Source organism: Stenotrophomonas sp. GSD10 (assembly GCF_056172695.1).
Window position 1 is genome coordinate 2,084,315 of record NZ_JAOCMC010000002.1, and the last position, 23,569, is coordinate 2,107,883.

General features: G+C 67.0%; 15 protein-coding genes and 3 pseudogenes. 6 read left to right on the plus strand and 12 right to left on the minus strand.

Features of this window, described 5'->3' with window-relative positions:
• Window positions 1-56: 56 nt before the first annotated feature.
• The 3 genes from N4G47_RS09930 to N4G47_RS09940 are packed head-to-tail and all read right to left on the minus strand — an operon-like array spanning window position 57 to window position 5,460.
• On the minus strand, window positions 57-3,134 hold the full coding sequence (locus N4G47_RS09930) for an efflux RND transporter permease subunit (RefSeq protein WP_475286829.1): 3,078 nt from the start codon (window positions 3,132-3,134) through the stop codon (window positions 57-59).
• On the minus strand, window positions 3,131-4,309 hold the full coding sequence (locus tag N4G47_RS09935) for an efflux RND transporter periplasmic adaptor subunit (RefSeq protein ID WP_475286831.1): 1,179 nt from the start codon (window positions 4,307-4,309) through the stop codon (window positions 3,131-3,133). Before N4G47_RS09935 ends, N4G47_RS09930 begins: the two co-directional genes overlap by 4 nt.
• A complete protein-coding gene (locus tag N4G47_RS09940) occupies window positions 4,306-5,460 on the minus strand; it encodes a TolC family protein (protein ID WP_475289923.1) in 1,155 nt (384 codons plus the stop codon). Before N4G47_RS09940 ends, N4G47_RS09935 begins: the two co-directional genes overlap by 4 nt.
• A 154-nt stretch (window positions 5,461-5,614) precedes the next feature.
• Here N4G47_RS09940 and N4G47_RS09945 point away from each other — a divergent pair, with 154 nt between their 5' ends.
• Complete coding sequence (locus N4G47_RS09945) at window positions 5,615-6,289, plus strand: response regulator (protein WP_475286832.1); 675 nt, start codon at window positions 5,615-5,617, stop codon at window positions 6,287-6,289.
• Entirely contained in the window at window positions 6,282-7,655 is a 1,374-nt protein-coding gene (locus N4G47_RS09950; protein ID WP_475286834.1) for a sensor histidine kinase, read from the plus strand. Before N4G47_RS09945 ends, N4G47_RS09950 begins: the two co-directional genes overlap by 8 nt.
• A 175-nt stretch (window positions 7,656-7,830) precedes the next feature.
• Here N4G47_RS09950 and N4G47_RS09955 read toward each other — a convergent pair whose 3' ends face one another.
• Entirely contained in the window at window positions 7,831-10,182 is a 2,352-nt protein-coding gene (locus tag N4G47_RS09955; protein ID WP_475286836.1) for a GH92 family glycosyl hydrolase, read from the minus strand.
• A gap of 353 nt (window positions 10,183-10,535) precedes the next feature.
• On the opposite strand from N4G47_RS09955, the gene N4G47_RS09960 reads away from it, so the two are divergent.
• The 3 genes from N4G47_RS09960 to N4G47_RS09970 all read left to right on the plus strand — a co-directional run bounded on the left by N4G47_RS09960 (window position 10,536) and on the right by N4G47_RS09970 (window position 13,666).
• Complete coding sequence (locus tag N4G47_RS09960) at window positions 10,536-10,862, plus strand: hypothetical protein (protein WP_475286837.1); 327 nt, start codon at window positions 10,536-10,538, stop codon at window positions 10,860-10,862.
• Window positions 10,862-12,850 carry an autotransporter family protein gene (locus tag N4G47_RS09965; protein ID WP_475286839.1) on the plus strand — a complete coding sequence of 663 codons (1,989 nt, stop codon included), beginning with the start codon at window positions 10,862-10,864 and terminating at the stop codon, window positions 12,848-12,850. Before N4G47_RS09960 ends, N4G47_RS09965 begins: the two co-directional genes overlap by 1 nt.
• Window positions 12,851-13,420: 570 nt before the next feature.
• Window positions 13,421-13,666 carry a hypothetical protein gene (locus tag N4G47_RS09970; RefSeq protein WP_475286841.1) on the plus strand — a complete coding sequence of 82 codons (246 nt, stop codon included), beginning with the start codon at window positions 13,421-13,423 and terminating at the stop codon, window positions 13,664-13,666.
• A gap of 229 nt (window positions 13,667-13,895) precedes the next feature.
• Here N4G47_RS09970 and N4G47_RS09975 read toward each other — a convergent pair whose 3' ends face one another.
• Window positions 13,896-14,312, minus strand: a complete 417-nt coding sequence (locus N4G47_RS09975; protein ID WP_107230698.1) for a host attachment family protein — start codon at window positions 14,310-14,312, stop codon at window positions 13,896-13,898.
• Between the two features lie 177 nt (window positions 14,313-14,489).
• Between N4G47_RS09975 and N4G47_RS09980 the strand changes: the two genes are divergently transcribed.
• Window positions 14,490-14,702 (plus strand): hypothetical protein, encoded by a 213-nt coding sequence (locus N4G47_RS09980; RefSeq protein WP_309341000.1) that lies wholly within the window; start codon window positions 14,490-14,492, stop codon window positions 14,700-14,702.
• A 90-nt stretch (window positions 14,703-14,792) separates the two neighbouring features.
• On the opposite strand, the gene N4G47_RS09985 is transcribed toward N4G47_RS09980, so the two are convergent.
• The 7 genes and pseudogenes from N4G47_RS09985 to N4G47_RS10015 all read right to left on the minus strand — a co-directional run bounded on the left by N4G47_RS09985 (window position 14,793) and on the right by N4G47_RS10015 (window position 23,462).
• Window positions 14,793-15,422, minus strand: coding sequence for an ATPase (locus N4G47_RS09985; protein WP_107230700.1), 630 nt, complete (start codon window positions 15,420-15,422; stop codon window positions 14,793-14,795).
• A 3-nt stretch (window positions 15,423-15,425) separates the two neighbouring features.
• Complete coding sequence (locus tag N4G47_RS09990) at window positions 15,426-15,767, minus strand: type II toxin-antitoxin system prevent-host-death family antitoxin (RefSeq protein WP_107230701.1); 342 nt, start codon at window positions 15,765-15,767, stop codon at window positions 15,426-15,428.
• Between the two features lie 81 nt (window positions 15,768-15,848).
• Window positions 15,849-17,434, minus strand: a pseudogene (locus tag N4G47_RS09995) (sensor histidine kinase).
• 9 nt (window positions 17,435-17,443) lie between these two features.
• A pseudogene (locus N4G47_RS10000) lies at window positions 17,444-17,846 on the minus strand (response regulator).
• A 132-nt stretch (window positions 17,847-17,978) separates the two neighbouring features.
• Window positions 17,979-19,433: a surface lipoprotein assembly modifier gene (locus N4G47_RS10005; protein WP_475286844.1), complete on the minus strand. Its 1,455-nt coding sequence runs from the start codon at window positions 19,431-19,433 to the stop codon at window positions 17,979-17,981.
• Window positions 19,434-19,523: 90 nt separating this feature from the next.
• Window positions 19,524-20,288, minus strand: a complete 765-nt coding sequence (locus tag N4G47_RS10010) for a Slam-dependent surface lipoprotein (protein ID WP_107230705.1) — start codon at window positions 20,286-20,288, stop codon at window positions 19,524-19,526.
• 54 nt (window positions 20,289-20,342) lie between these two features.
• Window positions 20,343-23,462, minus strand: a pseudogene (locus N4G47_RS10015) (TonB-dependent receptor).
• Window positions 23,463-23,569 lie beyond the last annotated feature (107 nt).

Consider the following 23,569-nt stretch of genomic DNA (forward strand, 5'->3'; position numbering starts at 1 on the left):
TTCACCGTCTGCCAACCATGGTTGGCATCTACCGGGCGGAGAACCGGATATCGCCGTCAGCCCGTCCGTGCCTCGCGGCGGCGATGCACCCAGTAGTACAGCGTGGGAAGCACCAGCAACGTCAGCAGCATCGCCGACAGCAGGCCACCGATCACCACCACCGCCAGCGGCTTCTGGGTCTCGGCACCGATGGCATGCGAGGTGGCCATCGGCAGCAGCCCGAACATTGCCAGCAGCGCGGTCATCAGAACCGTACGCAAGCGCTGCAGCGAGCCCTGCACAACCGACTGCAGCAGGTCCATGCCCTGCTCTCGCAGCTGCGCGAAGCGACTGAGCATCACCACCCCGTTCAGCACGGCCTGCCCGAACAATGCAATGAAGCCGATCGCCGCCGACACCGACAGTGGAATGCCGGTCAACCACAGCGCCAGGATGCCGCCGATCATCGCCAGTGGCACGTTGGCCAGGATCAGGGCGGCACTGCTGATGTCCTTGAAGGCATCGAACAGCAGCACGAAGATGATCAGCACCGACAGCGGGATCACCCAGCCCAGCCGCTTCATCGCACGCTGCTGGTTCTCGAACTCGCCGGACCACTCCAGCCGGTAGCCCTCGGTCAGCTGCACGCTGGCGTCCACGCGCTTGCGCATGTCGGCCACGACGCTGCCCATGTCACGCCCGGCAATGAAGATGCTGACCGCCTTCACCCGTTGGGCGTTCTCGCGCGAGATGTTGATCGCGCCGCTGGCCATGCGGAAATCAGCCACGTCGGACAGCGCCACTGTATGGCCGTCGCCGATGCCGACCGGCACCATGCGCAGGTGTTGCAAGTCACGGTCAGCGTCGTCCAGGCGCAGCGTGATCGGGAACCTGCGGTCGCCTTCCCACAGTTCGCCGACCTGGCGCCCGCCCAGTGCGGTCTCGATCACCTCGTCGATGTCGCGCACGTTCAGGCCATAGCGCGCAGCACGGTCGCGGTCGATCTCGATCTGCAGCTGCGGCAGCGAACCGTCGCGGTCGACGAAGGCGCTCTCCACGCCCTCCACGCCACGCACCTGGCCCAGGATCGCCTGCGCCTGCCGGTTCAGCACGTCCAGGTCCGAGCCGCTGACCTTGATCACCACCTGACCCTTGATCTGCGAAATGCTCTCCAGGATGTTGTCTCGCACCGGCTGCGAGACCGAGAACTCCGGCCCGGGAATGCGTTGCTCCAGCGCACGTTGCAGGTCACTCACCAGCTGCCGCTTGTCCACGCCCCTCGGCCACTCCTTCTCCGGCTTCAGCGCTACCAGCGCCTCGATCTGGTTGGCGCCCTTGGCATCGGAGCCGTCTTCCGGGCGGCCGAGCTTGGCCACCACCGTCGACACCTGCGGGAAGGTGCCGACCAGCTCGCGGATCCGCCGCGACTGCTGCTGCGCTTCGGCCAGACTGGTGCTGGGATCGAGTGTAGCGGTCAGCCAGATCGAACCCTCGTCCAGCTCCGGCAGGAACTCCGAACCCAGCCGCGTACCCAATGCCAGCGTGCCGGCCAGCAACGCAACCGCGGTCAGCACCACCGCACGCGGTCGCGCCAGTGCGCGCTCCAGCACCGGCTGGTACCAGCCGGCCAGGCGGTCCATCAACGGATTGCCGTCGCGCATGCGGTCGCGCCGCAACCACCAGTAGCAGAACAGCGGCACCACGGTCAGCGCCAGGATCAACGCACCAATCAGCGCCGAGGTCACCGAGTAGGCCATCGGCGCGAACATGCGGCCTTCCTGGCGCTGCAGGGTGAAGATCGGGATGTGCGCGGCGATGATGATCAGCATCGAGAAGAACGTCGGCCGCCCCACTTCGGATGCGGCCGAGAGGATGGTCGAGAAACGCGTCTTCCGGTCGGCGTTGGGTGGCAGCTTCGAGAGTCGCGAAACGATGTGCTCAGTCACGATCACCGCGCCATCGATGATGATGCCGAAGTCCATCGCACCCAGCGACAGCAGGTTGGCCGGCACGCCCCACAGGTGCAGGCCAAGGAAGGTCGACAGCAGCGCCAGCGGCATCATCGCCGCCACGATCAGCGCGGCTCGCGCGTTGTACAGGAACAGCCACAGCACCAGGAACACCAGCACCGCACCTTCCAACAGGTTGCGGAACACCGTCTTCAAAGTGGTCGAGACCAGCCACGAGCGATCGTAGAACGGCTCGATGCTTACCCCGGCCGGCAGCTGGTTGGCCTGGATCTCGGCAATGCGTGCATGCAGCGCATCGAGCACGTCGGACGGGTTCTCGCCCTTGCGCATCAGCACCATGCCGAACACCGCATCGTCGTTGTCGTCCTGTCCAACCAGGCCCTGCCTCGGCAATCCGGTATCGGCGATGCCGGCCAGGTCGCGTACCAGCACCGGCGTACCCCCGCGCTGCGCCACCACCACGTTGCCGATGTCGGCCGGCGTGCGCATCAGGCCAACACCACGAATCAGGAACTGCTGCTGGCCACGCTCCACATAGCCGCCACCCGCGTTCGAGCTGCCTTTCTCCAGCGCCTCGGCAAACTCGCCGAGACTGACACCGCGGTCGCGCAGCTTGTCCAGGTCCGGTTTGACCTGGAACGTTCTGGCGAAACCGCCGAAACTGACCACATTGGCCACTCCCGGCACGGTGCGCAGTCCACGCTCCATCACCCACTCCTGGGTGGTGCGCAGCTGGGTGGACGTCATGTGCGGGCCTTTCAGCACGTAGCGGTAGATCTCGCCCACCGCCGAACTCATCGCCTCCAGCTCCGGGGTCACCCCTTCCGGCAGTTCCACACCCTGCAGGCGCTCCAGCACCTGCTGCCGCGCGAAATAGTCATCGGCCTTGTCGTCGAAGGTCAGGATGATCATCGACAGGCCGAACTGCGTATGCGAGAACACCCGAACCGAATGCGGAATGCCGGACAGCGCCACTTCCAGCGGCATCGTCACCTCGCGTTCCACCTCTTCGGCGGCACGGCCCGGGTGCAGCGACACCACGGTCACCTGGGTGTCGGACACATCCGGGAAGGCTTCCACCGGCAGCACGCGGAACGCGGCGATACCGGCGCCGATGAACAACAGCAACGCCAGCATCACCATCAACGGCTGGCGCAGGCAATAGGCAATCAGGCGATCGATCATGGCGCGGCATGCCCCGTGCTACCCACGGTAGCCGCAGCAGCCGGTGCGCTGTCCACCAGCTGCTGCAGCAGCAGCCCGCCCTCGACCACCACCCGGCTTCCGGCCGCCAGGCCCTCACGTACCCACAAGCGGCCATCACCGAGTTCTTCGGCATGCACGGCATGGCGCACGAAACGGCCCCTGCCTTCTTCCACGAACACCACCTGCTTGCCATCGATCAGCAGCACCGCCGCATCCGGCAGGCTGACGCCACCCTCGGCCGGCAGCGCCACCTGCGCGCGCACGTACTGCCCGGCCTTGAATCCGCGCGTGCGGTTGTCCAGCTCGGCGCGTGCCTGCACCACGCGGCGCTCGCTGTCGACGAAGTCGTCCACGTGCTGCAGCGTGGCTTGCAACGGCGTGCCGTCGGCGCCAGGTACGCTCACCTGCATGCCGGCCTTCAAGCGTCCGGCCAGGCTCTCGGGAATGTCCAGCAGCAGCCACAGGCGATCCGGGTCACCGATCACCGCCAACGGCTGCTCGCTGTCCGCGCTGACCGCCATGCCCGGGCTCATCCGCCGCTCCACCAGCACGCCATTGATGGGCGCGCGCAACGGCAGGCGCTGATCGACGTGCTGGCCATTGCCATAGGCCTTGGCAAAGGCGGTTGCGCGCGCGTGATCGGCCTGACTTCCGGCGAAGTTGACCTCGGCCTCGTCCAGCTCGCGCCCGGACGCTACGCCTGCGGCGTGCAGCTCGCGGGTGCGTTCCAGCTCCTTTCGCGCCTGCTGCAGTTCGGCGCGGCCGCGTGCGCCCTCAGCCTGCGCCTGGCCGAACTCCGGCGAGGTGATCCAGGCGATGACCTGGCCGGCCTTCACCTGCTGCCCCGGCTGCGCCTCGATGCGCGCCACCTGCCCCGGCAACGGCGTGCGCAGTGCACTGGAGCGGGTTTCATCCCAGACCACGCGGCCCGGCAACTGCAGGCTGGCACTGGCACCGGCGGTCACCGCCTCGCTGCGCAGCACCTCCAGCTGGCGGCTGTCGGCCGGGAACTGGATCTGCCCGGCACTGACCTGCGGCGCATCCTCGGTGTACGACGCCGGCTCGCGACCGCAGCCGTTCAGCAACAGAAGCGCCAGCAACACCGGCAGCACGGCACGTCGCGCCCGCGGGCGATGGGCGAAGGTGGACTTCATCGGGATTCTCCTTCAGCAACGGATGTGGCCGCTTCCCAGCGCGCCAGGGCAATGGCATGGTCAGCGCGCGCTTCGATCAGCGCGGCCTCGAAGTCGCGCCAGCTACGGCGCGCATCCAACAGATCGGTCAGGCTGGCAGCACCACGGCGGTAGGCCAGCTCGATGCCCTGCACCGCCTTGCGTGCGGCGTCGGCGTGCAGCCCTTCATAGTCGGTGCGGCGCTGCGCGGCGGCCTGCGCGCTGGCCTGCAGCTGGTCCAGTTCGGCACGCGCCTCACGCTGCTGCACCTGCAGTTCCAGCGCGGCCGTGTCCCGATCGGCTTCGGCGCGCTGGATCGCACCGCGTGCACGCGCCGGGCCGCCGAGCGGAATGGTCAACGACACGCCCCAGGTAACGCCACTGATATCAGTCGGCTCACGTTCGGCCTCCACGCCCAGCTGGATATCCCGGTGGCGCTCGCTGCGTGCCAGCGCCACGCCGGCATCGGCGGCGGCCAGACGCGAGCGCGCGGCTCGCAGATCGGCGCGCTGCTGCGGATCGAAGGCCCGCGTACCGGCCACATCGGCGGCGTCCGGCCACGCGTCATCGGCGCTCAGTTCGCCGCTGTCATCGCGGCCGAGCAACAGGCCGAGCGTGTGCCGCGCATCGCGCAGGTCCAGCGCCGCCTCGCGTGCTGCGTCGGCCACTGCCAGATCGTCCACCGCCAGCCGCGCGCGATCCACCGGCGCCATCGCACCGGTGGCCACCTGCTTGTCCGCCGCTGCCATCTGCTCGGCCGAACTCTGCCGGTTGGCCTCGGCGATCTGCGCGCGCTCCTGTGCGCCCTTCAGCCCGAAATAGGCTTCATGCAATGCCACCTGCTGGCGGCGACGGGTATCAAGCATCTCCAGCCCGGCCACCTGCAGCAACGCATCGGCCTGGCGGATGCGCAGCGCTCGCTTGCCGCCACGCTCCCAGGTCCAGCCCAGGCCCAGCGTGCTGTCCACCCGCTTGTCCTGCCAGCGACCGGGGCCGATGCCATGCTTCGGGCTGACCTTGCTGCTGCCGATCGACAGCTCGGCTGCCGGCCGCAGCGCGGCACTCTGCGCATCGCCCTGCACTCCGCGCAGCTCCAGTGCCGCCGCACGCAGGTCCGGGTTGTGGGCGTCCATCGCACGCTGCGCTTCGGCCAGCGACAACGCTGACGCCGTGGGTGCGCACACAAGGGCGGCCAGCACGGCCGCAACATGAAGGAGAAATTCATGCACGTCACGTTAAGGTGACGGACTTGCGCCAAACTTGCCCCAACCTTGCACGAAGCTTGCAATGCGAATCCTGCTGATCGAAGACGACGCCGCCCTGGCCGATGGACTGATCCGCGCCCTGCAGGGTGCCGGCCATCTGTGCGACCACCTGTCGCGCGGGCTGCATGCACCCGCAGCACTGGCCAGTGCACCGTATGACGTGATGGTGCTGGACCTCTCGCTGCCCGACGTGGACGGGCTCGATCTGCTGTCGCGGCTGCGCAACGATGGCGTCACCCTGCCGGTGTTGATCCTTACCGCACGCGACGGCGTGGAGGACCGCATCCTTGGGCTGGACCGCGGTGGCGACGATTACCTTGCAAAACCCTTCGCGCTGGGCGAACTGGAAGCGCGCCTGCGTGCGCTGTCACGCCGGCGCAGCGATGCACCGGCACAGAAACGGCTGGGCCGCTTGTGTTTCGACAGCATCCGCAACGAGGTGCAGGTGGAGGGCCAGCGCGTCGAGCTGACCGCACGTGAGCTGGCGCTGGTGGAGGCGCTGATGCAGCATCCCGGTCGCACCGTCACCAAGCAGCGCCTGTTCGACGCGTTGTACAGCTGGGACCACGAGGCCAACCTGTCGGTGATCGAGGTGCATGTCAGCCGCCTGCGTCGCAAGCTGGAACAGGCGCGCGCCGGCGTGGGCATCCGCATGCTGCGCGGCCTCGGCTACCGGCTGGAGGCCGGCGGTGGCTGAGCGCGTGCACAGCCTGCGCGGCCTGCTGCTGCGCCGCCTGTGGCTGCCGCTGCTGGTGCTGATGCTGTGCAGTGCGGTCGGCTCGTTCGCGCTGGCCCGCTTCTACGCCGGCCAGGTCTACGACCGTTGGCTGCTGGACTCGGCGATGTCGTTGTCCGAGCTGGTGAAGGTGCAGGACGACCGGGTCTCCATCGAGATCACGCCGGCGGTCTCGCGCATGTTCACCTGGGACACCGCCGACGAAGTGCATGGCGAGGTAGTCGATGCCACCGGCGGGCGACTCTATGGCGATCTGCCCGAGGCATTGCCGCGCCCAGCGGTCGCCGCCGAAGGCAATGACGCCGTCTACTACGACGCTCGCCTGCGCGGCCAGGCGGTACGCATGGTGGAAGTGGTGGTCAGCGCCGGGCCTGGCCATGAGATCCGTCTGCGCGTGGCCGAGACGCTGCGCAAGCGCCATCGGCTGGAACGCAAACTGCTGATGACCAGTATTCCCTTTCAGGCCGCGATCCTGGCACTGGCCGCATGGCTGGCCTGGTCGGGCACCGGCGCCGCCGCACGCCATGCCAACCAGGTCGCGCGCCGGCTGGCCAGCCCACGTCCGGACCCGTTGGCGCCGCTGGACCCTGCACAGGAAGCACCGCGCGAACTGTGGCCGGCGGTGGAGGCCTACAACGCCCTGCTGCAACGGCTGGACGCGATGCAGGACGCACAGCGGCGCTTCGTCAGCAATGCAGCGCACCAGCTGCGCACACCGTTGGCGGCCATGCAGGTGGAGCTGGAAAGTTCGTTGCGCCAGCACGACCCGCAGGCGCAGCAGCTGGCCTTGTCCGGCACACTGGCCGGACTGGCGCGGCTGCAGCACCTGGTCAATCAGTTGCTGATGCTGAGCCGTTCCGAGGATTCGCAGGGCAGCGCGCTGTCATTGCAGCCGGTGGACTTGGCCTCGCTTGCCCGGGGCGTGGTTGAACGCTATGCCGACCGGGCGCTGGCCGCGGGCGTGGACCTGGGTTACGACGGGCCGGACGAGGGTGTACAGGTGCAGGGTGATCCACAGCTGTTGCGCGAAGCGCTGGGCAATCTGCTGGACAACGCATTGCGCTATGGCGCCGCGCGCGGCGTGATCACGCTGGGTGTGCAGCGGGATGCCGACGGCGTGCAGGTGTGGGTGGACGATGATGGCCCCGGCATCGCCGAGGCCGAGCGTGGACGTGTCACAGAACGTTTCTACCGCGCCAGCAGCGAAGGCGACGGCTGTGGACTGGGGCTGGCGATCGTGGCCGAGATCGCGCAACGGCATGGCGCAGCGCTGGCGATCGGTACCGCCCCCATCGGCGGCGCGCGGGTCAGCCTGCGATTCGCCTGACGGCTACCAAACACCCCTGTAGAGCCGAGCCCACGCTCGGCTGCCGTTGGCGCAACACCCGGGTAGACGCCAACCGTGCCAGGTGCCGACCAGGAGCGAAGCACAACCTGGTAGCGGCCAACCTTGGTTGGCACCCACCACAAGCGGAGATCTCCGCATGGCAACCGTCAACGCATCATCGGCTCATCGAATACGGCGCCTGCGCGCCCTGCCCCGGCCATGCCTTGTTCGGTTCGGCCTGCATGCTGAAGCGCAGCTCTCCACCGGCAAGAATCTCATCATGGCGCAGGAAGGTGCGCTGCAGCGGCTTGCCGTTGAGGCTCACACTGCCCACATAGGTATGCGCGTCATCCAGCCCGTCGGCCACGATGGTGAAGGTCTTGCCGTTGGGCAGGCGCATTGCGGTCTTCGGCAGGAACGGGCGGCCGAGGATGTACTCGCCCGAGCCCGGTGCCACCGGGTAGAAACCCAGCGCGGTGAACACATACCACGCCGACATCTGGCCTACGTCGTCATTGCCTGCCAGGCCATCGGGGCGGTCGGCGTACTGGGTGTCCATGATCTGCTTGAGGCGCGCCTGCGTGCGCCACGGCTGGCCGGCGTACGAGTACAGATACGCCACATGGTGGCTGGGTTCGTTGCCGTGCGCATACCAGCCGATCAGGCCGGTGATGTCTTCCATGTGCGCGAAGATCGAGGGATCGACTGTGGCGTTGAACACGTCGTCCAGCCGCGCGAGCAGCTTATCGCTGCCACCGTGCACTGCGGCCAGGCCGGCCACGTCCTGCGGCACGTACCACGAGTACTGCCAGGCGTTGCCTTCGGTGTAGTCGGTGCCGTAGCCGCTGGCACTGGGGTCGAACGGGGTGCGGAAGCTGCCATCGCGCTTGCGTGCGCGCATGAAGCCGGTGTCCTTGTCGAAGGCGTTGCGCCAGTTGCCGGCGCGCTTGTCGAAGGTCGCCGCCACATCGGTCTTGCCCATCGCCTGCGCCATGCGCGCGATGGTCCAATCGTCAAACGCGTATTCCAGCGTCTTGCTGGCCGCTTCGCCTTCCTCATCAATCGGCACGTAACCCAGCTCGCGGTACTGCGCAATGCCGTCATACGGGCCGTAATTGGCGGTCTCCACCATCGCCTTCAGCGCCTTGTCCGCATCGAAACCACGAATGCCCTTCACGTAGGCGTCGGCGATCACCGGCACCGCGTGGTAGCCGATCATGCACCAGTCTTCCAGGCCGTGGAACGACCATACCGGAAGCATGCCGTAGGGGCTGTGCTCGTGGTGAGCCAGCATCGAGTTGATGAAGTCGCTGTTGCGCTTTTCCGGCTGCACCAAGGTCAGCAGCGGGTGCAGCGCCCGGTAGGTGTCCCACAGCGAGAACGTGGAATAGTTCGTGTAGCCCTCGGCCTTGTGCACGGCATTGTCCGAGCCGCGGTACTGGCCATCGGCGTCCATGAACAGCGTCGGCCCCAGCATCGTGTGGTACAGCGCAGTATAGGCGCTGCGGCGCGCATGCTCGGGCGCGTCGATATCCAGCACCGACAGCGCCTGCGTCCATTCCTGTTTGGCCTGGGCGCGCACGCGGTCGAAATCGAAGTCGGCCACTTCGGCATCGAGGTTGGCGATGGCACCGGCCTCGCTGACCGGCGAAATCGCAACCTTCACCACCAGCGGTGCGTCCAGCTTGCCAAAGTTGAAGGTGCCGACCAGCTGCCGGCCTTCAATCTGCGCACGCTGTGCCGGGTCCTTCTCGCCCGGCGGCGGGAAGCCCTTGTAGACGATGTCCTGCTCGGTGTTGTGCAGTTCGTGGCCCGACAGCGGGCGCGAGAAGCGCATCGCAAAGTACAGCTGGCGGCCGGCGGCCCAACCACGGGTCTCGCGGAAGCCGGTCACCGTGCCATCGGAACGCACCCGTACCCGCGACCACAGGATCTTGCCCGGGTAGTCGTACATGCTGGTGCGCATGTCCAGCAGCACCTTGGCCTCGGTGCCCTTGGGGAACGCGTAGCGATGCACGCCCACGCGCGCGCTGGTGGTCAGCTCGGCGCGCACCTTGTAGTCGTCCAGGGTGACCGCGTAGTAGCCCGGCTCGGCTTTCTCGTCGTCGTGGCGGAAGCGCGAGGCGTAACCACTCCTGGGCTTCTCGGGGTCGCCGCGCTCCAGGCCCGGGTTGCCGGTGAACGGCATCAGCAGTATGTCGCCCAGATCGGAATGGCCGGTGCCTGAGAAATGCGTGTGCGAGAAACCGACGATGCTGCTGTCGTCGTAACGGTAGCCCGCCGCCCAGCCATAGGCCTTCTCACGCGGCTGGATGCGCGTGTCCGGGCTGAGCTGGACCATGCCGAACGGCACCGTCGCACCCGGATAGGTATGGCCTTCGCCTCCCGTACCGATGAACGGGTCCACCGAGGCATAGGCCTTGTCGGCGGCAGTCCGCGCAGGCGCCGCAGCGGCCAGACCGGAGGCGAACATCGCCGAAGCGGCGACAGCGAGCAGGAAACGACGTTCCAACATGAGCATCGGCATTTGGATCGATTCAGGTGGTGGTCAGGAGCCTAGCACTGCCCTCCCCACCCTGCATGCTGCGGCGCAGCTGAACGGCTCCGTATGCGACAGGACCTGTCCTATTTCATCTGCAACTTTTTGTATTTATCCGCGTGTTGCCGATCCGCAGACTGCGCCGGTGCCTCAAGGGCGCAGCGGAGCGGCAACCCGGCAAGGAGCGTCGGCGGCCGGGACGGGATTCGAACTCCGCTGCGCCCTGGGCAGGAAAACAAATCCGTATCACGTCGGCTTCACGTTATCTGAGTGCCTCATTCAGTCGAACGATGTGAACACGGCAGTTTTCCTGAAGTCTTTCCCTCTGCAGGAGTTCCGTCATGAAGATCGCTGTCCGTCGTTCGCTGGTGCTGGCTGTGGCCAGCTCCCTCTCCATGTGCCTTGCAGCGCACGCCGGCACGCTCACCCCGGGTCAGTCAGCCGTGGTCGGTCCTGGTGACCCAACCGAGGCATGGACTGTCGACAACGCCGACCTGAGCATCACTGCAGGCGGGAACGTGCTCTCCATAACCGCGTCCAACGGCGCACGCGTTGGCATGACCGGCGCCACTATCAGCGCCAATACCTCCGCCCTCATCCGTTCCTCCAGCGGCCAAGTCACCCTCACCGACACGACCCTGGTGAACACGGGGGACGAGCGCTGTTGATGACAAGCAACAGCGGAAGCGGACAGGCCAGTATCGCCGGGAGCAGTCTGGTCGGTAGCGGCATCGGCGCCAGCACTGTGGACAACAATTCCCTGAACCTCAGCAGGTCACGACTTGAGGGGCTTGCGCGCGACAGCACCGATCTGAACGCTGGCACCGGCCTGTTCATTGCTGGAAACAGCCAGGTAAGTGCGACCGATGGCAGCGAGATCCTGGGCGATGCGCAGGGAATCTTCCTGCGATTCGACTCGTTCTCCAATCCTGCCACTGGCCCCGCGCGGGTCACCGTGGACGGATCACGCGTTGAAGGAAGGACAGGCGCGGGCATACTGGTCGCTGCAGCCCGTCCAGGCGATGCCCCAACCATTGTGGAATTGACGTTCCGCAACGGCGCAAGCCTGATCGGCGGCAATGGCAATCTGCTGGAGGTGCTGGCCACAGATGCGCGGATCAACCTGGCGGTCGATGCCTCTTCACTGGCTGGCAACATCGTCAATGCAGTGGGTAGCACGGTGGACGTCGCACTGTCCAACAACGCCAGCATCACCGGTGCGATGACCAACGTCACCAGCGTGGCGCTGGATTCCGCAATCTGGAACATGACCGGAGATTCCTCGGTCGGCTCGCTCAACCTCGGCAACGGCAATGTATCGCTCGGCAACGGCGCCAGCTTCAACACCCTCAATGTGGCCGGCAACTTCACCGGCAACGACGGCACCCTCGTGTTCAACACCGTGCTGGCCGGCGATAGTTCTGCTTCGGACAAGCTCATCATCGGCGGCGACACCAGCGGCACGGCCAATGTGCGCGTGAACAACGTCGGCGGTGCCGGCGCGCAGACCCGCCAGGGCATCGAGCTGATCCAGGTCGGTGGCGCTTCCAATGGCCAGTTCAACCTGGCCGGCCGTGCCGTGGGCGGGCAGTACGAGTACTTCCTGTTCAAGGGCACCGGCGCCGATGGCAACTGGTACCTGCGCTCGCAGCTGCCGACTCAGCCGGACCCGTGCGAGACCGACCCGACGCTGCCCGAGTGCAACCCGGTGCTGCCGGGCCCGGATCCGGACCCGGTGCTGCGCCCCGAACCCGGCGCCTACCTGGCCAACCTGCAGGCCGCGCAGAGCATGTTCCGCATTGGCTACCACGATCGCCATGCCGGCCAGAAATCGGGCCGTGCCTGGGCCCGCGTGGATGGCTCGCGCAATGGTTTCGATGCCATCAGCCGCCAGCTCGACATCCGTGGCAACAGCCAAGCGCTGACCGTCGGTGCCGATCTGTGGCGCGCCGATAATGGCAGCAGCGTGGGCGTGATGCTGTCCAGCGGCAACGCTACCAGCACCTCCACCAATGAGCTGACCGGCTACTACGCGCGCGGCAAGGTGAAGGGCGAGGCGCTGGGTGTGTACGGCACCTGGCGTGGTGGCAACGGTGGCGATCCGTATGCGGGCTTCTATGTGGATGGCTCGGTGCAGCGTGCGCAGTTCCGCAACCGCGTGGAAGGTATCGGCCTGGACGCCGAGCGCTATGACAGCCGCGCCTGGCAGGGTGCGGTGGAAACCGGCTATGCGTTCCGCGTGGGTGGCGCCAGCAATGGCGGCATCTATCTGGAGCCGCAGCTGCAGGTGGGTTACAGCCGCTGGGACAACTACCGCCACACCGAAACCAACGGCACGGTGGTGAGTGCCGAGAATGCCGATGGCCTGTTCGGTCGCGCGGGCGTGCGTCTTTCCGGCGTGACCCGCTGGGGCAACGGTACCACCGAGGTGCAGCCGTATGTGGCCGCCAACTGGCTGCACACCCGCAGCGAATCGCAGATCCGCATGGATGATGAAGTGGTGGATGCGCGCATTCCGCGTAACCGCGGCGAGTTCAGTGCCGGTGCGTCGTTGAAGTTTGCCAACGGCGTGGGTGCCTGGGGTGGGCTGTCGCTGCAGAAGGCAAGTGGCTTCCACCAGACCAGCGCGCAGGTGGGTCTGAGCTACAGCTGGTAAAGGCCCTGCCCGGCCTGCGTGGCCCGTAGAGTCGAGCTTGCTCGACTGCTTCTCGCGCGGAACCACGCCACGCCCGGCTGCTGGTTTGTAGAGTCGAGCAAGCTCGACTCTACGAATGGCGCACATACGCCGATCCCAGTGTCAGTTACAGCTGGTAATCAGTCGCCTTCAGCCCGTGATCGCTTCGATTGCGGGTTGATCTGGGGGCGAGAGGTGTGGCTGGAGAACAGGAGTTTCTGGCCACTGTATGCAAGGCGCGACAGGGATGGTCGCGCCTGACATGTTTTAGCGGGAGTGAGTCGTAGTGACTGATGTGATCTTTCGATTGCGCCCATTCGGCAGCAAACATCAATGGGTGTTTCGCGCCGTGATGTGTGCACGATGGCACCGCAGCGGGGATTCCGCTGCCGGGATTGGAACCCCCGCATGAAACTGGAGAACTGCCTGTCGTGACTACGGCGGGCGCTGCGTGTGGCCGTCTGGCCATCGGAGTTCTCCAGTTTCTCCGGGTTCCAACCTCGCATCGCCCGCCACCCTTGCGGTGGCCTTCGCTACCCAAGGAGTTTCCGCATGACGTCCGAACGCACGCTCAGCCCGGCCATGGAATCGCTGTTCCATCGTATCGAACAGGCATTCAACAGTGCCGAAGGCATGGCCATCCTCATCGGCGAGCAGTACGGCCCCGAGCCGAAGCCGCCGGCACCGATGGACTACAACCCGAAGCAGATTGCCACGGCGATGGTGATGCTGAGCCAGCACGGACGATGCCTGCTGCAGGAGCTGCGGGCGGAAGCGGAAAAGGTGACGTATCACTGACGGTGCGGCGGCGGGTGACGCAGACGAAGCGGAGGGCATCGACGGCATCGACCGGGTAGAGTCGACTGTCAGTCGACTGCGCTTCGCGTCCGCCAAAGCCCGCGCTTCGCGCGATAGCCGACTAGCAGTCGGCTCTACCCAGTCGGCCCATCCATCCCGCCGGTTGATCCATCCCGCCGGTTGATCCATCCCGCCGGCTGAGCCATCCCGCCGGTATATATCCAGGCGCCTACGCGGCAACCGCCTTCTGGATGTCAGCCAGGGGTGCGTTGGTCAGATCCTTGGCGATATCGCCCAGCAGCCGCGCCTGGGTCTCCTTGTGCAGCAGCGGGCGGATGCGCCCCAGGGTGGTCGGGTCGGCCACCAGCACCAGATGGGCGTAACGGTTGTTCAGGGCGTCGTCGTTGAGCTGCTCTGCCACCTGTTTGGCGAAGGTGGCTTCGTTGAGCTGCGACACGGACATATCCTTCGGCACTGCACCGGCCGGGCCCTGCCCCGATACGCCCTGCGCGCTGATGTCCTGCAGGCGTAGTTCGCCTTCCTGCTTCAAGGTGAGCTCGCGATCGCTGCCCACGTTGGTGAACACGCGGGCCGAGCCGCCATCGGCGACAACAATCAGGGTTCCTTCGGGAATGGTGCGGGCCATTGCAATCTCCAGCAGACAGGGGATGTGGGGTGTGGTCCAGCCTAGGCAGCACGATGTAAGCGCAACGCGCACGGCCTGTGATGCACGCCTCGCAATCTGCAACTGGGGCTAAATTTGCACGTTGCGCGGCCGCTATGGCCTGCATCTTCGCGAGGTACGTCTGTGTACGCTGGCTCCGTGTTCCCCGTTTCCCTTGCCACCAGCCTGGCCATTGCCGGCTGTGCCGGTTGCATCCATCAGTTCCTGCGCGGCGAGCCGCTGCTGGCATTGGCCATTGTCTTTTCGATGCTGGCCGTGGTGGGCGCGGCGTTGGTCAGCCGGCGGCTGACGGTGCCGGCTTGGCTTGCGTTGGCCGGCACGGTGCTGGGCATGGTGGCCCGCGCGGGGTGATTCAAGCGTGCGAACCAAGGTTCGCACCCACCAGAGCGGTTGGTCGCACCCACCAGAGCAGTTGGTCGCACCCACCACACTTCCCTGCGCTCAGTCGTGCGCGCTGTTCAACTCCATGGCGCGCATCACGATGGGCTTGGCCCAGTCCGGGGTGTGCAGCAGCTCGGCCACGGACACCGGGTACTGCAGCTGCCCGTGTTCCATCGCCAGCACCGGCAGCGGCTCGACGCAGCCTTCGGCGTCGGCCGGGGCGCTGTTGTCGTAGACGTGCAGCTCGGCCAGGTACGGCAGCAGATCCAGCAGGTTCTCGCGTGCCGAATCGAAGCGGGCGTGGATCTTCTCCACGGGAATATCGTGGCCGCCCGCGGCCACCCGTGCGGCGACACGGGCGATGTGCAGCTCCACGGTTGCCAGGCCGCAGAACCAGATGGCCACCTGGTGGTGATCGCAGGCCTCGCGCAGCAGGCGGGGAATGGTGTTGCCGCCCAGCGTGGTCTCGAACGCGAAGTCGCTGCCCTCGGCCATGGCCTGGCGCAGCCGCCGGGTGCCTTCCTGCCACGCTTCGGCGTTGGCCTCGGCCAACGGCCAGCCGGCCTCGACCAGGCGACGGGTGAAGCTGTCGGGGTTGAACCAGGCCAGGCCGTCGGCTTCCAGCCAGGTGCCCAGCAGCGAACTCTTGCCGGCGCCATTGACGCCGGCCAGTACCAGGATCCGCCCCATCGGTCAGAGCGGGCGGCCGAGGGCCACCTTGCGGCCGCGGCGGATCGGCTTGCCCAGCACCTTGCCCAGGCCCTGCCCGCGCTGCAGCCCGGCCAGGGTCTGGTCGAACTCGGTGCGCAGGCGCAGCAGTTCCTCGCTGCGCTCATCGGCATCGCCGCCGGCGGCCTTGGCCAGCAGTTCCTGGTAGGTGCGGATGTCCACGATCACCGCTTCGGGGTGGTTGTGGTTGGTGATGACCAGCGCCTGCTTCTCGCGCACGGTGCGCATCAGGCTCGGCCAGCCACGGGTCTTCACCGACGAGGCAGGGGCCTTTTCCAGGCCAGGCAGGTCCAGCGGAAGGGTCATGGCACGGCTCCAGGCGGGAACGATTGAGCCCATTATGCCCAATTTGGCCCAATTGCGGATAAATGCCCCAGTCCCCCTGCGTCAGCCCCCCGACCGGGCCTGCGGGGCGTCGGTCTGCAGCAGGCTGCCGCGTTCCCGCAAGGGGAAGCCGATGCGGGCATCCAGGCCCTCCGGCCCGAAGCGCAACTGGCCGCTGCCGGCCAGCTCGTACGGCACCCGCTGCTCGATCAGGGCCCGACCCAGGCCGCGCTGGCGCGGCAGCTCCCAGCCCTCCACCTCGGCGTGACGCTCGCGCCAGTGCAGTTCCAGCCAGGGCTCACCCTGCCGCTCCTGCAGCCGCCAGCTCACCTGGATGCGGCCGTCTTCATGGGCCAGCGCACCGTGCCGCAGCGCATTGCTGGCCAGCTCGTGGATGGCCAGGGACAATACCTCAGCCGCCTTCGGTGGCAGCAGCACATCTTCGCCCTGTAGCTGGCAGGCCGCCGCCGCAGGCACCTGCGCCGCGATCTCCTGCTCCAGCATGCCGCGCAGGCAGACGCCCGCGTTGGCACCGCGGGTGAGCAGGCTCTGCGTGCGCGCCAGCGACATCAGGCGCCCGCACAGCCGGTCGGCATACTCATCCACGCTGCCGACCGATTCGCGGGTGCGCCAGGCGATGGCATGGATGGTGGACATGATGTTGCGTACCCGGTGCTGCAGCTCGGCCAGCAGCACCGACTGGCGCTCGGTGGCGCGCTTGAGATCGTCGATGTCCACGGCAATGGCAAACACGCCGCTGACCTCCCCGTCGGCATCACGCAGCGGCGCGGCCGCCACCCGTGTCCAGAGGGTGCGGCCATCGTCATGCAGGAACTGGAACTCCAGCCCCGGCACCACGGTTTCGCCGCGCATGGCCCGCGAAATGGCGAAATCCTGCGCTTCGATCGGTGTGCCATCGGCATGCCAGCCACGCCAGCGGTACTGGTTGGCCGTGTCGGCCGAGGGCACCTTGCCGGTGGGCAGGTAGGCACGCATCTGGTCGTTGGACAACTGTATGTGGCCCTGAAGATCGACGATGCACAGGCCCACCGGCAGTACCTTGAAGGCCAGTTCCAGGCGCCGTTCGCTCTCGCGCCGGCGCTGCTCCTCGCGTTCGCGCGCCGCCAGCGCCCGATGCGCGGCGGTGGTCTCGAACAGGGTCACCAGCACCCCGCAGATGCGCCCTCCTCGCCACGGATCGGGCTGCAGGTCAGGGTGAACCAGCGGTCCTCCAGGCGGCCCTGCCGCGCCAGCGGAAAGCGCTTGTCCTCGAAGGTGAGTGTTTCGCCCTGCCAGACGCGCGTGTAGAGCGGGCCATTGATGTGCCACACCTCCGGCCAGCATTCGCGGGCTGGCTGGCCGAGCCCCGCAGGGTGGCGGTCGTCCAGGATCTCGGCATAGCCATCGTTGTACAGCTGCACCCGCTGTTCGCCCCACAGCACGATCATCGGGAAGCCGTGGGCCAGCATCAGATCGACCGTGGCGCGCAGATGCGGCGGCCAGTGCTCGATGGCGCCCAGCGGCGTGCTGGACCATTCGTGCTGGGCAATGCGTGCGGCCATGCCGTCGCGGCGCGCGCGCCGATGCAACGGTGCGGGCATCGAGCCCCGCAGGCCGTCGGCATGTATGTCGTCGCTACGGCGTGCCATGCGCTGCGATCAACGCACGCACGCAGACACCTGCGGAGCTGCCACCAGCCCAGCCAGCTGCTGGACCAACGCCTCGATGTGGTAGGGCTTGGTGCAGCGTGGCGCCGCCGCGAAGCGGCTGGGCAGGTTGTCGTCGTAACCGGAGGTGAGCAGGAACGGCGTGCCGGCTTCGGCCAGGCGATCTGCCAACGGATAGACCTGTTCCCCCCAGGTTGATGTCCAGCAGCGCCACGTCGATGGGGTGGGTATCGACCAGCTGTCCCAGCGCCTGCAGATCCCCGGCCGGCCCGACCACCTGCGCCCCTTTCAATTCCAGGTAGTCCACCAGGAACATCGCGATGGCGAACTCATCCTCCGCCACCAGCACACGCAGCCCTTTCAACCCTTCCGCTGTGTTGCCTGCTTCCCGCACGCGCCGCACTCCTCGGTACCCGCGGCCTGTCGCGCCGCAACGTGGGCAGGATGCGCGAACTGGACTACAAGGGCGCGTGACGATCTATGAGGATCACGCCCACGGCGCATTCACCCAGGGCACGCACACGGCTCAGAACGCACGCTCCCACTTCAGGCTGAACAGGCTGCGGTCATGGCTGTACAACCAGCCGACGTTGCTGTCGATACGGGCATAGCGCAGGCTCAGGCTGGGCACCAGACCGGCCACGGCCAAGCGCTCGCTGCGCACGATGGCGATCAGGTTCTGTTCGTCGTCCTGTCGGCGCGCTTCCAGCAGCGGGCTCCAGGCGTCGTAGTCACGTTGGCGCAGCGAAACGAACACGGTGGCGGTGGTGCCGCTCCACTGGCGTGCCGCGCCCAGCCGCACGCCGCGCTGGCGGTAACCGTTGGCGTCGTCGGCAGCATGGCTGTCGGTCAGGTCCACGCCGGCAAACACGGTCCAACGCGGGTTGAGCGCGCGGAACCAGGTGGCATACAGCGCGGCCAGCTCACCATCGTAGTTGTCGGCCAGGCCCGGCTGCCGATAGCGCTGGCGTTTCCAGTCGGCCTCCAGTTTCAGCAGGCTGCGGGCATCGAGTGCGTACTGCCACTCGCCATGCATGCCGCTGCCGCCCTGCAAGGCGTGGTTGCCCAATGCCTGGTAATCGTAGCTGGGCGCCAGCAGCACGGTGTGTCGCGCACTGCGCCAGCTGTAGCCCGCCTGCACACTGGCGTTGAGTTCGTTGTAGGCGCTGTGCCCGCGCCACGCCTGGCCGAACGCCAACCCACGCACGTACAGGCCATGATGGCCGGCCAGCGCCCAGCGCCGCTCCAGGCTGGCATCGTAATCCAGGCCGACGGCGTGCTGTGCCTTCGGCAGTGTGCGTTCGATGATGCAGTTGTCGCCCACGCCGAACAGGCAGGTGCGGCTGGCCGAGCTGCGATTGATGTTGTCGCTCCAGGCAGGCCCGGCCGCCACCGCGCCTTTCCAGCGCTGGCGCGCCTGCAACGCGGCCAGATAACCATCGACCCGTGCGCGCACGCCGGCAGTGGCCGGATCGTCGCTGTCGATGCCGGCCGCGATCGCCGCGAACAACGCCGCCGCCTCACGGTCGCGCTGGTCCTCGGCGTAGACGCGCGCCAGTTCAAGGCGGGCCGGCAGGAAGTCCGGCTGCGCCTCCAGCAGGGCTTCATACTCGCGCGCGGCACCGCGATGGTCACCGGCCACCCGGGCCAGCGCGCCCTGTGCGTAGTGGCGCAGCAACGGGTCGTGCCCGGGTAGTTCGATGTACTCGCTCAGGAACGCTGCGGCGGCCTGCCATTGCTGGTGCTGCAACGACAGATACAAGGCCTGGCCGAGGTCGTCGATGGTGCGCTCCACGCGCACCGTCTGGCCGTCGACGGTGATGGTCGGGCGTTGTGATTCGGCCTGTTGCAGGCGCTGCTGGTCCTGCTGCTGATGGCGCAGTTCGCTGCCCTGTTCAAGCACACGACGCAGATCGTCCTGCTGGGCGCGCACATCGGCGACGGCCAGCAGCAGGACGAGAAGGAGGATGGGATGGCGCATGGTCGATCCGTGATGATGCATGCAGCGGGCCGAAGCAGGGACTGGCGGATCGCGGCTTGTCCCTGCCCTGCCCCGTCAGGGGCGTGGCGATCAGTTCTTGCTGCCGCCGAAGGCGGTGTCGTACTGGCTGTTGCCGGCGAAGGTAGCGATGCCGGCCAGGGTGGCGGCGTTGGCGCCGAAGAACTGGCCCTGGGTGGTGCCGGTGACCGAGCCGTTGGCGGTGGCCGAGCCGGCGAACGAGGCGTTGGCGCTGTTGATGGAGGCATTGACCGCAACCGACAGGCCGCCGCCGCTGATGCCACCGGCCAGCGTGCCGTTGCCGAAGTTGGCGCGGAAGGTACCCGACAGCAGGTTGCTGCCGTTGAACTTGTTCAGGCCCGCCACGCTGTAGGTGGCCACGCCGGCCGGCAGCGTGGTGCCGGTGCGGTCACCGACGAAGTAGACCTGGCGGTTGTTGAAGCCACCGGCGGCGCCATCCTTGGACCACTCGCCGAACCACACGTCGCCGCTGCCGACCTTGACGAAGTTGAAGTGGCCCATGCCCGAGTGGCTGCCCGGTGCGCCGGTGATCGGCATGGCCAGGGTACGCACGGTGGTGCCGTTGACGGTGGTCGGCACCGAGTAGGCCGACAGGCCCTGGAAGTCGACACGGCGGGCGCCGGAAACGGTGCCGACGCCGATACCGGCCTTGCCGGCCGAGTGCGGGCCACCGTTGACCTGGGAATCGCCGACGGCCACGTACAGCTCGGCGTCGGTCACCGGGCTGGCCGCACCGACGATATCGGCCGCCTGCGCGGCGCCGGCCAGGGCGAAGGTGGCTGCAACGGCAAGAACCGAACGGGAGATCATCTTCATGGTATTGCTCCTTGGATTGAGGGAACTACGGGTGAAACGCTTGAATGCGGAAAGTCAGAAGCGCGCGGTGACGCCGAGCTTGATCGTGCGGCCCGGCGCCGGCAGCGTGGAGCGGGTGGCCGGGTCGACGTAGTAGCGGTTGCCGAGGTTGCTGCCGACCAGCTCCACGCTGGCGTGCTCGTTGAAGCGCCAGCGCGCATAGGCATCGACGGTGGTGATGTTGCCCCAGGTGAACGGCACGTTCTGCCAGAGCAGGCTGCTGCCGCCGGCCAGCAGGCGGTCGCGGTAGGCCTGCAGGTCCGGGTTGTCGTGGCGCTGGTAGTGCACGATGCGGCTGCCCAGTTCCAACCGCTCATCGAACAGGCGGGTGCCCAGCGACAGGTTCACCGACAGTTTCGGAATGGCCTGGGTCAGCAGGTAGCCACCGACGAAACCATCCTGCACGCAGTTCGGAACCAGTCCACGGTTGGCATCGAGCAGCACCGCGGTGCTTTCGTCGCACACTTCGTTTTCCAGCGTGCGCGCGATGCCCAGCTCGGTGAAGTAGCGCCGGTTGTCGAAGCGTGCCTGCAGCTCGATGCCACGGATGGTCTGCTTGTCGATGTTGTCGAACAGGAAGTACGCATCACGCTCGATCACATCGCGGGTCTTGTGCACGTAGTAGGACAGCTTCACGTCGGCGTCGGCGGTGTTGCCGAAAACCCCTGACAGGTTGTGCACGTAGGCCAGCTCGTAGTTGTAGGCGTGTTCGGGCTTGAGCGCATACAGCGGGTTGAGGCTGCTGGAGAAGGCGATGGTGCTTTCGAACATGCTCGGGAAGCGCACCGCCTCGCTGTAGCGCAGGTAGACACGTGCGGCCGGCGACAGGTTCACCGTGGCCGAGAAGCTGGGCAGCCAGGCATGGTCACGACGGCGTTCGTTGCGCCCGTCCACCGGTCGCGACTGCAGGGTGCTGCCGATGCTGCAGACCAGGTCGCTACCCGCGTAGAGCGGCAGCGCACCGGCAATGCCCGCCACCCGGCCGTTGAGGCAGGGGTTGGTGGCGCGGCTGTAGTTGCCATTGGCATCGGGCTGCCAGGCGATGCGGTGTTCCACCGCCTGGGGCGTTTCGTAGTAAGCCAGCAGGCCACGCAGCGAATCATCGACGAACCAGCCCATGCCGATGCTCTCCCAGAACTCGCGCTCGGATTCCAGCGCATCGATCTGCGCCTGCAGGCTGGCCGGGCGCTCGGGCAGCTCGTTGGTCCGGTAGGTCGCTTCCTTGCTGCCCACGCCCTTGGTTAGCAGCTCCGGATGCGCCTGCAGGAAATCGTCGAACGCCCAGTAGCGGCTGTAGCGCACGCCCGCGTTGAGGGTGAGGAACTCGAACGGGCGCCATTCCAGGTTGAGGTAGCCCTCGCCTTCCTGGCGGCGGCCGGCACGCGGGAACATGCGCCAACCATCGGAAGGACCGAAGTACGGGTCACGCGAGCCCAGCGATTCGTACTGCCAGTTGCCGCCCACGGTCAGATCCAGGGTGGAATGCAGGGCGAAACGGTTGCTCAGGGTCAGGCCGGTGCGGTCGTTGCGCGCATTGGCCAGCGCGGTGTTGCGCAGGATCGGGCTGGCGTCCGGGTTCCAGGCCGGGTTGCCCGGCGCGAAGTTGGGAAAGCCGCCTGCGGTGTAGGTGTCGCTGTCGGTCTCGGTGCGCCACAGGTTGGCGTACAGATCCAGCCAACGGCTGCCGGCTGGCTGGAAGCGGTATTCCAGGTTCCAGGCATCGGAGGCGACGCGGCTGAGCGGCCACTGGATGCGGCCATAGTCCGGCGCCGACAGGATGCGCGAGGGCATGATCTCGCCGTAGTGCGACAGCGTTCGCCGCCACGTGGCCTTCAGCTGCTGGTCGTCGTTGATCTGCCAGCTGCCCTTGAGCAGCCACGATTCCTGTTCGCTGGAGGTGTTGGGCACCTCATCACCGGGCTTGAAGTAGCGCGCCAGCGTGGTGATGTAGTCGATGCCCTGGTACTCGTACTGCTCGCGCGGGTCCTGGTCGTAGTAGGCGCTGCCCTTGCTGCCGGAGAAGTAGTTGCCACGCTTGCGCCAGGCATAGGCCGCCATCAGGTCGACGGTGTCGCCGCGGTAGCCGAGTGCCAAGCGCCAGGCCTGGTCCTCGCCGTCGAAGGGATTGTTGCCACTGCGCGACTTCACCGGCACCACCAGGGTGCGGTCGTCATAGGGCGAGGCCGGCGAGCCCTGCGGGAAGCCGGATACCGTGCGGTAGTCTTCGCCGGTGTGCAGGCGTGGCAGGCGCGGCGCCACCGCATTGCTGCTGCCTTCGATCTTCAGCTCCCCGCCGAAGCGCTCGCCGGCGGCCACGATGTCATCGACGTCGATGGTCTTGATCACCAGCGCACCGCCGATCCCGCTGTGCACATCGCGCACCAGCCCTGGCCCCTTGATGACCTGGATGCCACCAATCAGGTTGGGATCGATGTAGTTGCGGTTGCTGACCCCGTTGTAGCCTCTCCAGACGGTGAGCGCCTGTTCGCCACCATCGATGCTGACCGGCACCCGCCCCGGCCCCTGGATGCCACGGATGTTGATATCCAGCGCGCCGCTGTTGCGTGCGTCGCCACTGAACACACCGACCAGATCCTTGACCACGTCGGCCGGATTGGAGCCGCGATAGCGCTCCACCCGGTCACGCCCCGAGTACGCCGTGGTCAGGTCGAGCGCGAACACATCATCGTAGCCACGCCGATCGCGGGCCTCGCCCCCTCCGCTTGCAGGCGACCGGCCACGTCCAGCGTGTCGGTCACCCGCACCCCTCCCCTCGGCTGCCTCCGCAGCCGCGCGCAGGCTCCAGGTACCATCCGTGCCGCGCTGCGCACGCACCCCGCTGCCGCGCAGCAGCTGCTGCAGGGCCTGCATCTGGCTGTACTCGCCGTTCACCGCGCTGGAGCGGCGGCCTTCCACCAGATCGCTGCGGAACACCACCTGCACGTCGGCCTGGCGACCGAACGCCCGCACCGCGTCAGCCAAGGGTTGTTCCGGAATGGCGTACGCGCGCAACGGCGCGATGACCGCCGGTTGCGCCTGCGCGCTCGGCGCCCAGGCCATCGGCAGCAGTGCGGTGGAGATGGCCAGGGCCAGAACGGTGGCGCGACGATGACAGGCAGATGCCGTGGACGGCATGGACAGGAACTCCTCAAGCGGGGCGGAACCACGGGCAGATCCGCTGCCGGTGGTGGGTCTGGCTTGAGGAGAAACGGTGTTTCGCTCTGGCTATACCTCTATAGACA